Annotated in this window: 13 protein-coding genes, 1 tRNA gene and 1 pseudogene; 11 read left to right on the forward strand and 4 right to left on the reverse strand. The window is 42.3% G+C overall.

The features are described 5' to 3' along the window. The 3 genes from BN200_RS09465 to BN200_RS04145 all read right to left on the reverse strand — a co-directional run. The coding region (locus tag BN200_RS09465) for a hypothetical protein (protein ID WP_034988770.1) at positions 1-243 on the reverse strand (243 nt) is incomplete at its 3' end. Positions 244-291: 48 nt separating this feature from the next. Next, complete coding sequence (locus tag BN200_RS09630; protein WP_034988772.1) at positions 292-1,098, reverse strand: hypothetical protein; 807 nt, start codon at positions 1,096-1,098, stop codon at positions 292-294. Continuing rightward, complete coding sequence (locus tag BN200_RS04145) at positions 1,091-2,107, reverse strand: YdaU family protein (protein WP_019221231.1); 1,017 nt, start codon at positions 2,105-2,107, stop codon at positions 1,091-1,093. The genes BN200_RS09630 and BN200_RS04145 overlap by 8 nt, the downstream gene beginning before the upstream one ends. 463 nt (positions 2,108-2,570) lie before the next feature. Here BN200_RS04145 and BN200_RS04150 point away from each other — a divergent pair, with 463 nt between their 5' ends. The 4 genes from BN200_RS04150 to BN200_RS04175 all read left to right on the forward strand — a co-directional run bounded on the left by BN200_RS04150 (position 2,571) and on the right by BN200_RS04175 (position 5,650). Beyond that, positions 2,571-2,888 carry a hypothetical protein gene (locus BN200_RS04150; RefSeq protein WP_019221232.1) on the forward strand — a complete coding sequence of 106 codons (318 nt, stop codon included), beginning with the start codon at positions 2,571-2,573 and terminating at the stop codon, positions 2,886-2,888. A gap of 313 nt (positions 2,889-3,201) precedes the next feature. Then, positions 3,202-3,591, forward strand: coding sequence for a hypothetical protein (locus tag BN200_RS04155; protein ID WP_034988944.1), 390 nt, complete (start codon positions 3,202-3,204; stop codon positions 3,589-3,591). Positions 3,592-3,597: 6 nt separating this feature from the next. Further along, the gene (locus BN200_RS04160) at positions 3,598-3,795 is read left to right on the forward strand and encodes a hypothetical protein (RefSeq protein WP_019221234.1); all 198 of its coding nucleotides are present in this window, start codon (positions 3,598-3,600) and stop codon (positions 3,793-3,795) included. 1,084 nt (positions 3,796-4,879) lie between these two features. Further along, complete coding sequence (locus tag BN200_RS04175; protein WP_019221237.1) at positions 4,880-5,650, forward strand: lambda exonuclease family protein; 771 nt, start codon at positions 4,880-4,882, stop codon at positions 5,648-5,650. 325 nt (positions 5,651-5,975) lie between these two features. On the opposite strand, the gene BN200_RS04180 is transcribed toward BN200_RS04175, so the two are convergent. Beyond that, positions 5,976-6,050, reverse strand: a tRNA-Thr gene (locus BN200_RS04180). Positions 6,051-6,224: 174 nt separating this feature from the next. On the opposite strand from BN200_RS04180, the gene BN200_RS09370 reads away from it, so the two are divergent. From BN200_RS09370 to BN200_RS10085, 7 genes and pseudogenes are all read left to right on the forward strand, one after another. Further along, complete coding sequence (locus tag BN200_RS09370) at positions 6,225-6,377, forward strand: hypothetical protein (RefSeq protein ID WP_195886758.1); 153 nt, start codon at positions 6,225-6,227, stop codon at positions 6,375-6,377. Between the two features lie 152 nt (positions 6,378-6,529). Beyond that, positions 6,530-7,825, forward strand: coding sequence for a UDP-N-acetylglucosamine 1-carboxyvinyltransferase (gene murA, locus BN200_RS04190; RefSeq protein WP_019221239.1), 1,296 nt, complete (start codon positions 6,530-6,532; stop codon positions 7,823-7,825). A 336-nt stretch (positions 7,826-8,161) separates the two neighbouring features. Further along, complete coding sequence (locus BN200_RS04195; protein ID WP_019221240.1) at positions 8,162-8,413, forward strand: AbrB/MazE/SpoVT family DNA-binding domain-containing protein; 252 nt, start codon at positions 8,162-8,164, stop codon at positions 8,411-8,413. Further along, positions 8,410-8,808 (forward strand): type II toxin-antitoxin system VapC family toxin, encoded by a 399-nt coding sequence (locus BN200_RS04200; protein ID WP_019221241.1) that lies wholly within the window; start codon positions 8,410-8,412, stop codon positions 8,806-8,808. Before BN200_RS04195 ends, BN200_RS04200 begins: the two co-directional genes overlap by 4 nt. 200 nt (positions 8,809-9,008) lie before the next feature. After that, positions 9,009-9,197 carry a hypothetical protein gene (locus tag BN200_RS09470; RefSeq protein ID WP_210160877.1) on the forward strand — a complete coding sequence of 63 codons (189 nt, stop codon included), beginning with the start codon at positions 9,009-9,011 and terminating at the stop codon, positions 9,195-9,197. A 23-nt stretch (positions 9,198-9,220) separates the two neighbouring features. Next, positions 9,221-9,421 carry a hypothetical protein gene (locus BN200_RS09475; RefSeq protein ID WP_210160878.1) on the forward strand — a complete coding sequence of 67 codons (201 nt, stop codon included), beginning with the start codon at positions 9,221-9,223 and terminating at the stop codon, positions 9,419-9,421. Positions 9,422-9,459: 38 nt separating this feature from the next. After that, a pseudogene (locus BN200_RS10085) lies at positions 9,460-9,599 on the forward strand (MerR family DNA-binding transcriptional regulator); the annotation flags it as partial.

Genomic DNA, 9,599 nt, shown 5'->3' on the forward strand with positions numbered 1-9,599 from the left:
CCGGTGGGATGTGGTTGTGGTGATGCGTATTGGGGGCATGGTTCGTGGAAAAGGGGGGTGCTTTGTCGGGGCAGGCACTTGATGCCTGGAAAAAGCGGCATGATCTGTGAGAGAAGGCTTGCGGTTCGTAGAGCAGAGAATTTGTCCGCCAAACAAGATTACCTCATCATGTGCTGCTGTCGATCTTGCTCTTTCGCCTGCTTGTGCCGTAAACTTTTGTTTGATTTCAATGATCGTGTTCATTTCATTCGTGTGGTCGTTGATGAGAGTGCGGAGAGGCTGTCGTTGTCGCTAGAATGCGGGTGTGAGAGAGGCGTGAGAGGAAAAAATGGCAAACCTTTCTTTATGGTCTTTTATTCGTTCAATCTCACTTTGAAATCCATTGCGCCATATCGCTTGCCAATCCACTTTTAGCGCTTCTTTGCTGTTTTTGGCATGCCAAGTATTACGAAATTTCTTTTCTTGCCAACGCGCTTGCCCTTCACTCAAATTTGCTAAAATCGTTAAGGCAAGACTTCGCTCTGTTAAGGGTGGTGCTTGGTCTATGGAGGGCGGTCTGTGGTGCGTGGAGGTGTGTTCATGGTTTGTTGGGGAGGGGGGGTGTTCTGTAGAGGCTGGCGCTTTGTTTGTTGGTGGTTGATGTGTGGAGCAAGATGTGCGCTCTGTGAGAGAGGATCGGTTTTTTGTTTTTGTCTGCAAGTTGTGCTTGATGTTTTCTGCTGCATCTTGGGCGCTTTGGGCGTTTGCCGCTGGACAGGTAAGATTTTGCCTATTGTGGTTCGTTTCGGGGGTGCGGTTTATAGAGGGGGTGTTGTCTGTTGATGGTTGATGTGTGGAGCAAGATGTGCGCTCTGTGAGAGAGGATCGGTTTTTTGTTTTTGTCTGCAAGTTGTGCTTGATGTTTTCTGCTGTATCTTGGGCGCTTTGGCCGTTTGCCGCTGGACAGGTAAGATTTTGCCTATTGTGGTTCGTTTTGAGTCCATGGGGGTAGAGCGCTTGCCAGACAATCAAGACTGCTTCACTCTGCGATGCTGTCGATTTTTCTCTTTCGCCTGCTTGTGCGATAAGCCTTTGTGTGATTTCAACAATCCTATTCATGTTCATTGGTGCGGTAGTTGATCAGTGTTCGGTAGAGGGCATCCTTGTCGCTAGAAAGCGATGTTGGCGATGTGTGAGTAGAAAAAATGGCAAGTCTTTCTTGATGGTCTTTTATCCGTTCAATCTCACGGCGAAACCAATTGCGCCATGTCGCTTGCCAATCCACTTTTAGTGCTTCCTTGCCGCTTTTCGCATGCCAATAATCACGAAATTTCTTTTCTTGCCAACGTGCTTGCTCTTCACTCAAACCTTCTGAAATTGCCGCTCCAATGTCTGCTTGCCAGTCGCTTGGAAGACGTTGCCCTTTGGGGAAAAGGCTACCGCTCTTGCTTTTGCTCATAGACCCCGTGAGACTTGTTGACTCAATGCTAGAATCAGAAAAACATTTTGTGCACTCTTGCTCTGGGCGCGTAAGGGCACACGTCTGTGTCGATGCCTGTGTCGACGTGCAGCCACAATACTGGTCTGTGCAGGATCCTTCATGACCTTTCTCTTCCCCAGATTGCGGCAAAAAAAACCGCTTTTCTGAAACACCGTGAGGTGTTTCCTTTTCTTCCATCTTCTGAGATTCTGAGTTACGTTCATCATCTCTTCCTCGCTCGTTGAGCAGCTGTTGAACCTCTGCATTGATTTTCTTGCGCTTTTTTGCCGAAGAACGACCCGCAAAGGATTTTTGTTCAAGCAATTTCGTACGCTCTCGGAAAACATTTTCGCACCGATTATTCCATAAACCATGCGCTAAATTTAAAATCTTGCCCTCTCGTATCAGCATTTCTAAAACATTTGTAAAAGTTCGCTTGTCACAGCCGCAAAGACGCGATAATCGTTCTATCGATAACTCTAGAGGACGACCACGTGCGTACATTTCGTTGAGAAGAATCGTGTAAATTCCAATTTCGTGTGCCCGCATCCCACGAACACCTCCTAGAAAATCATTCTGATACCAACAAACATAAGGAAGCGTAGACGATTCATAATATGGAGTTTCTTGTTGATTGGCGTGTTGCATACTTCAATCCACTTTCTGCTTTTTTTATATATTTTCATTCACAACAAAACCAAAACACTGTTCTTGTACAATTGGGTATCTGCGGTTAAGGTTTTTACGCTTTAGTGCAATGTTGCGGGTTTGTTGCGGTTGGTTTGTTAGAAAACATCCTCTTGAAAAAGGAGTGTATGTGCTCTGACAGCTTGTTGTGCATATTCGGGTGCATGCTTACAGTTTGAGATTGTGTGAATGACAAAAAATAAACAGTACAAAACTTGAGAGACCCATGGACTTTCGCGGTGAGGCGCTTTTTCACATCCTTTGTGGTGGGAAGTTGTTCTTTGGACCCGAAAATGAGCTCTTACCTTCCCCCCTAAAAAAGTAAAATTTGTTTCCTTAATTTTATCCTTTTTAGAGGATAATGCAAGTCTGTTTTAGAAAAAAGGACGTGTTTTTTTTTAAAGACGCGCTATATGGTGAAACTATGTATATTAATGGTTGGCGTCAAAGACTCGCTGCTGCACTGGAAAAAAGTGGCCGCTCTAAAAGATCGGTCTCCCTTGCAGCCGGAAAAGGTGCAGGATATCTCCATTCTATCCTAGCAGAAGGAAAAGAACCAACTGTTGAATCTTTAGCACGCGTTTGTCATGAAATTGATATCAGTATGAATTATATTCTCTATGGACAGGGCGCTAGTCCTGAAGATAAAGAATTCCTCGATCTTATTTCAAAGCTCTCTCCTCAGGAAAGGCAGGCGATTTTGACTCTCTTGCGGCGACCATCTGGCGAAGTATCAGAATAAGTTTTTTCTGTGTTTTTAAATCAAGAGTGCGCCAGTATTTTATCAGTTCTAAATCACTCATTTTAGCTCTCCTGTCTGTTTGTGGTTGCGTTGAGTAAGAACAAATAGAGAACAATAAAGGTCCGTGAGGTGAACAAAATAGGGCGACTTTTATTCACATATGCCGTTTGGAACCTCGTATAGAATAAAAATATATCTTTTATTAAGGATAAAATAATTTGACATCTCCCCCATAGAGGAGATAAGAGTAACGCTATATTTGACTATGTCAAGACAAAGCTTTGCTTTATCAACTTACAAAGGGGGGAAAATTATGAAAAATATTCCATTCGTTAAAGAGGACGAAATCATCGTACTTCTCTGCGAAGATGAAAGTTGTGATGCCATTGAAGGACCAATCGAACAGGTCGAAGAAGTGCTCGAATTTGTGGAAGAAAGAGAAACTGTTCTCAGAATCTTACGTCTCGATCTCACAACACTGCATGCCGATGATGTCACTGAACAAGTCGCTGATGCATATGTTCTCAATTATGAAATTGACGAACAAAATACCCAACTTCAACCTTTCATTCTCAATAGTGATGCCTACCATGCTTGTCTTAATGAAAAAGTCACGCGCACCTATGAAGATAATCTCTATGGTTCTTACGAAAAACAGCATCGTTTGCGCCCGTGTGATGTTTTGAACGATTACTGGTGGTAAAAAATCATGGCACGTTATTTGAAGACTTTTTATCAGGGATTTCCACTTTACTATGCCGGAAATAGCCAAAATACAATCAGGCTCGAACCCCAAAAACACAACGCCGTTCTTTTTATATCGCAAAAGGCTGCAGAATATGTGGCAAAAAATTTGGCAGAGAAACATCGGCGTAATGATTTTTTCGTTGTGCAACAGCAGGAGTGAAAATCTTTTGTCACGGCTGCTGAGAAAAAAGCCTTTAAAATTCTGTCGATAGAAAATCCTGCTGGCTGAGAGCGTTTTGGATTGAAAATTCTATAGATCGGAGATTCTACCCGGCGGAGATTCTCTGGGGCGAAGATTCTTAGGGCTCTCAGAGCAGAAGAGTTGTTTGGTTTTTCTGGGAAGCTCGGTAGATAAGGGGCAGCGTGTTTTGTGGCGGATGTCCAGTGTTTCATAGGGGATGGGGGGGCGAGGGATGGGGTGTGCCCATGGGTAATGGGTGCGTGTTTGTGGGGGAAGGAGATGTCGAAAATGCCGGCATTTTCAAATGCCGGCATTTTATTGACGAGGGATTATGTCGAGTTAATAAAGTGGGGATGTAGATTGAGATTTTCTTTGTGGCTTCAGGGATGGTTGTGATTTGCGTGATGGCTTCTTAATAGGCGTGCACAGTGCTCAAAGTGTTTTATGCCTGAGGTGTTTTAAGAAAAAGTGCAGTGTGTTTGATGAAGGGGAAAGAGAGTGTAAGGTTAGGACCAAGGGAAAAAGTCTTTCGGATCGAAGATTCTTCGGGTTGAAGATTCTTCGGGTCGAAGATTCTTCGGATTGAAAATCCCTCCGATTAAGGTTGGGCTGGAGTTTGTTTGGACTCTTAAGTTTGAGAGCTTTTTGGAACTGTAAGTTCTTGGGGCGAAGATGATACGGATCTAAAATTCTGCGGATGAGAGGTCGTGGATCAGAGATTTTGCGCGGCGGAGATTCTCTGGGGCGAAGATTCTTAGGGCTCTCAGAGCAGAAGAGTTGTTTGGTTTTTCTGGGAAGCTCGGTAGATAAGGGGCAGCGTGTTTTGTGGCGGATGTCCAGTGTTTCATAGGGGATGGAGGGGCGAGGGATGGGGTGTGCCCATGGGTAATGGGTGCGTGTTTGTGGGGGAAGGAGATGTCGAAAATGCCGGCATTTTATTGACGAGAATCAGCTTGCACAAGGTTTTAAAGCAGATCAGATTTAAAAAGGTGGTGCTTTATAGAAAGGTTTCTTCAAGCTTGTGCACAGAGTGAAAGTGCTTCGAAGATTAGGGGGGAATAATATGCCTATAATGGTCGATTGTATTCAAGGAACAGAGCAATGGTATCAAGCGCGCAAGGGGGTGATTACGGCGTCTTTGTTTGAAATGGTGATGGCACAAAAAAAACAGGGACAAAAAACCTCAAAATATCATGCCGTTATGAGGAAACTTGCCGGAGAAAGAATTACTGGAAAAATCGTCGAAGAAGCAACAACGCTTTCTATGCGTCGCGGGACAGAATTAGAACCAAGTGCGCGCCAGCTTTATGCTACACTCACACAGAGCAAGCCTCAGTCTGTTGGTTTCGTTCTGGCAGATGATCGCATGAAAGGGTTTTCTCCCGATGCTTTTATTGGAACAAAGGGACTGTTGGAAATTAAAACTAAAAAACCTGAAATCCTCATTCCGCATTATACTCAAAAAAAATTTCCCGCAGAGCATAAAGCTCAATGTCAGGGAGCATTATGGATTGCCCAACGGGAATGGATCGATTTGATGCTCTATTGGCCTGATATGCCGCCTTTGATTAAGCGCGCTTATCGTGATGAAGCCTATATTCGCAAACTGGAAAGTGAGATTAATCGTTTTAATGAAGATTTGGAAATTATGGTGCAGAAAATTAAGGATTTCAAAACAGGAGAAGGCGTGAGAATTCAAGAGGCTGAGCGTGACAGTGGGGTGCAGGGGTGGAGAGGGATGTTCTTCGAGAAGAGGAAAAACAGCCAGGGTATGAGGAGGAGAACGCCCTTAAGAAGGAGCGAAAAAAGAACACATAGAAAAACACATTGCTGACAATCCACAGAAAATACTGAAACAAAAATTTCAACAGTGTTCTAAGATTATGCGCAAGAAACCCCTTCAAAAATGGTGTTGAAAGCACACCATTTTTCTCTTCCCTTAGGATATTTACCATATCATCTGAGAGCGTTTTCTAACACTGTGCCCTTTTGTTTATCTAACACTGTGCCCTTTTGTTTAATTGTGTTTCTTATATTTTATCTCTGGTATCTGCCGTTTTGATCTTAGAGCAGAATGCTCTAAACACAACGCTAAAGGTAGTTCTACAATTTTCTATTATTTCCAATAACCTATTGAAAAATAAAAAATCTGTACCTCATGGTGCTGCGAGAGAGGATTGAACTCTCGACCTCTCCCTTACCAAGGGAGTGCTCTACCACTGAGCTACCGCAGCACTTTCTCAAGTCATTACGTCGCCTTGTGCCATATTGTCATGAAATAGGCAAGAGAACATTTCTGCATTCTTGAAACAAAACATGTCTTGTGTCATGACATAGTTTATATAACGAAGTTTATATAACGAAATGGGTTGTTTAAAAATCCTCTAGACTGCTCAGAAGGTTGCGCAATGACAAAGATGCATCAAAACCAAAAGCAAGAAAAAATGAATCACCAACAACAAAAAGAAAAAAAGCGTCAGGAAAGATTGGCGCAACAATTGCGTCAAAACTTAAAACGTCGAAAAGAGCAAAGTCGAAAAAGGGCGCAAACAGAATTCTAAAAAGAAGACTCTTTACTGATTCTTTGCAACCAAACTTCTTCATGATTCGTTCTACAGTTTGGAATTCATTCTAAAATCATAACAGACAATAAATTCCCCGAGGGGGCAAAAGCTTTCGAAGGGGAAATGCAAAGCAAAAGAGGGAAAATTCTATGGATTCTATCGAAATTGTTGGGGGAAAAAAACTGAAAGGGATTCTTCCTATCTCAGGGGCCAAAAATGCTGCATTGCCTCTGATGATTGCTGCTTTGCTGACTGAAGAAACCCTTTCTTTAGATAATATCCCTCATCTTGCTGATATCGAACTGCTCATTCGTATTCTCAACAATCACGGTGTTGGGTATGCCGTCGACGGGCAAAGAGAACATACCGATTGTGTTCATTCAAGAACAATCCATTTTACTGCACAAAAAATAACCACAACACATGCACCATACGATCTCGTTCGTAAAATGCGCGCAAGCTTTTGGGTCATTGGTCCATTGCTTGCACGGTGCCAAGAGGCTTATGTTTCGCTGCCTGGAGGGTGTGCTATCGGAACAAGACCCGTTGATTTTATCCTAGAGGGGCTCAGAACTTTAGGGGCTCGGATTGCTATCGAAAATGGATATGTTCATGCTAAGGTCTCAAAAGGATTAAAAGGCGCGCACTATCGTTTTCCTAAAGTCACTGTCGGTGGAACACATGTTATGATCATGGCTGCTGTAACCGCAGAGGGAAAAACCGTCCTTGAAAATGCTGCTTGTGAACCTGAGGTGACAAATCTTGTGCAAGCCCTGAATGCAATGGGGGCAAAAATAACCGGTGAGGCAACAACAACCCTCACCATCGAAGGCGTTCAAAAACTTAACGGAACAAGAATATCTGTCATCCCTGATCGAATTGAAGCCGGAACTTATGCAATGGCTGTTGCTATGACTGGGGGGGATGTGATGCTTAAAAATGCTAATCCTCACCACCTTACACAAGTGCTTGAGGTCTTGCAAAAAACTGGACTCGATATCGAGATCAAACCTCAAGGAATTCATGTTAAAAGAAATCCACGTCACACAAAAATAATGCCTGTCGATATTAAAACTGGTCCTTATCCTGCTTTTCCAACCGATCTCCAAGCACAATTCATGGCTCTAATGACACGCGCTCAGGGAACTTCTCATATTACCGAAACAATTTTCGAAAATCGCTTCATGCATGTGCAGGAACTTAACCGTTTGGGCGCACAAATAAAGCTCGATGGACAGACGGCAACCGTCTCTGGAACAGAGCATCTACAAGGTGCGCCAGTCATGGCAACCGATTTGCGTGCTTCGGTCTCTCTTGTGATTGCTGCACTTGCTGCCAAGGGAAAAACAACCGTTAATCGTGTGTACCATCTTGATCGCGGGTTTGAGAGGTTGGAAAAAAAATTAGCATGCTGTGGGGCTACCATTCAACGCATCACAGGATAATTTTGCCTGCAATCCCCTTCGAGGCTTCAGAGGGGGGCGGGGGGTATCTCTGGTTGGGTGTAGTTTTTTTTAAACTCTCTCCTTCTTTTGATTAAGCTCTTTCCTGCGAAGAAACCTCTTCGAGGGCTATTCCTCGAAGGGCAATAACAACATAATAGGCAATCGAGTGTAATTAGATATACCGGTATGCAAACAAACTTACTTCACAATTCCTTATGTTTAGCATCAATCATATAATCATATAACTCTTTGGTAATTTCTCTTTTGAAAGTAATTGAATTTTACATTACTTTTATATATATTCAATAATTATATTTATAACTAAGAGGATTGTTTATGCCTTCATTAACCGTTACAGCAAAAGGACAAATTACGCTCAAGCGCGATTTATTACAACATCTTGGTGTTAAACCAGGTGAGAGGATCGACTTTGATAAATTACCAGGTGGGGAAATCCGTATAAAGGCGTCACAATCTACAATCACAATTGAGAGCTTTATTGGACGATTTGTTGGAAAATTGAAAAAACCACTGACCATTGAAGAAATGAACGAAATGGTTGCTTCTAGCTGGGCGAATGAGAAATGAAGATTTCTGTAGATACAAATGTTCTAGCGCGTGCTGTTTTACAAGACGATAAAAAGCAGGGGGAAGTGGCAAGCAAGATCTTAAGAGAAGCTTCTCTCATTGCTATTTCTTTGCCTTGTCTTTGCGAACTTGTTTGGATACTTCGTCGAGGTGCAAAATTATCAAAAGAAGATGTAGCGGGAATGTTACGCGATCTTCTCGCAACCAGTAATATAGTCATGAATCGACCAGCTGTTGAAGCAGGGCTTGCTATTCTTGAAAATGGTGGGGATTTTGCTGATGGAATCATATCCTATGAGGGGAGCTGGCTAGGTGGTGAAATCTTTGTTTCGTTTGATAAATTAGCGATTGACCTATTAAAGAAAAATGGGAAGTCTGCAAAACTCCTTTCCTAACGAGGAAGTTAAGACTATAATGTTTTCATTAGCAGAGTAATGACGGGCTTAATTTTTGTAGGCTTGATATTTTTGCCTACAATAAATAAGCGCAAGGTGTTTACACTCACTCCTTAGCAATACGTCTTTGTGATAAACCAACAGTAAAAGATGTAAAAAAATCTTATTGTAATCGGGTATAATCCGGTATGCATTCCGGTATGAAAACAGATACACTCAAAATCAAACAAGAATTGTTGGCTCTCATTACTGAGATTACTGAGATTGATGAGTTCAAAGGTGCGTGGCGTGCTTTTGGAACTCTTGCTCCAGAACGTTTGAATGCTCTGCGTCAATTGCTACTGTTGAAAGTATTGGATCTTCTACGCGTATTGAAGGAAGCAAATTAACAGACCGCGAAATTGAAAAGCTTTTGGTAAATTTAGAAATTAAAAATTTTAAGAGCCGTGATGAACAGGAAGTTATTGGTTATGCAAAAGTTATGGAAATAATCTTTCAATCTTGGAAAGATATTCCTATTACAGAAAATCATATTAAACAGCTGCACCGTGATCTTTTATATGAGAGCGATAAAGATGAACGTCATAGAGGGGCTTTAACATTTTACTTGTAATCTATTTATCTATTTATATCTGTGTAATAATCTTCATTATGGATAGATTTGTTGGGATAGGTAAGGCCGTTCAAGCTTTGCGTGTTTCGATCAGCAACTCTAAGCCGTTGGGAATGTGAAGGCAAAATTATTTCTGAGCATACTGCAGGAGGTCACCGCCGTTATGATCTTTCCAAGG

Origin of the sequence: Bartonella senegalensis OS02 (assembly GCF_000312545.1) — a bacterium.
Classification (GTDB): Bacteria; Pseudomonadota; Alphaproteobacteria; order Rhizobiales; family Rhizobiaceae; genus Bartonella; species Bartonella senegalensis.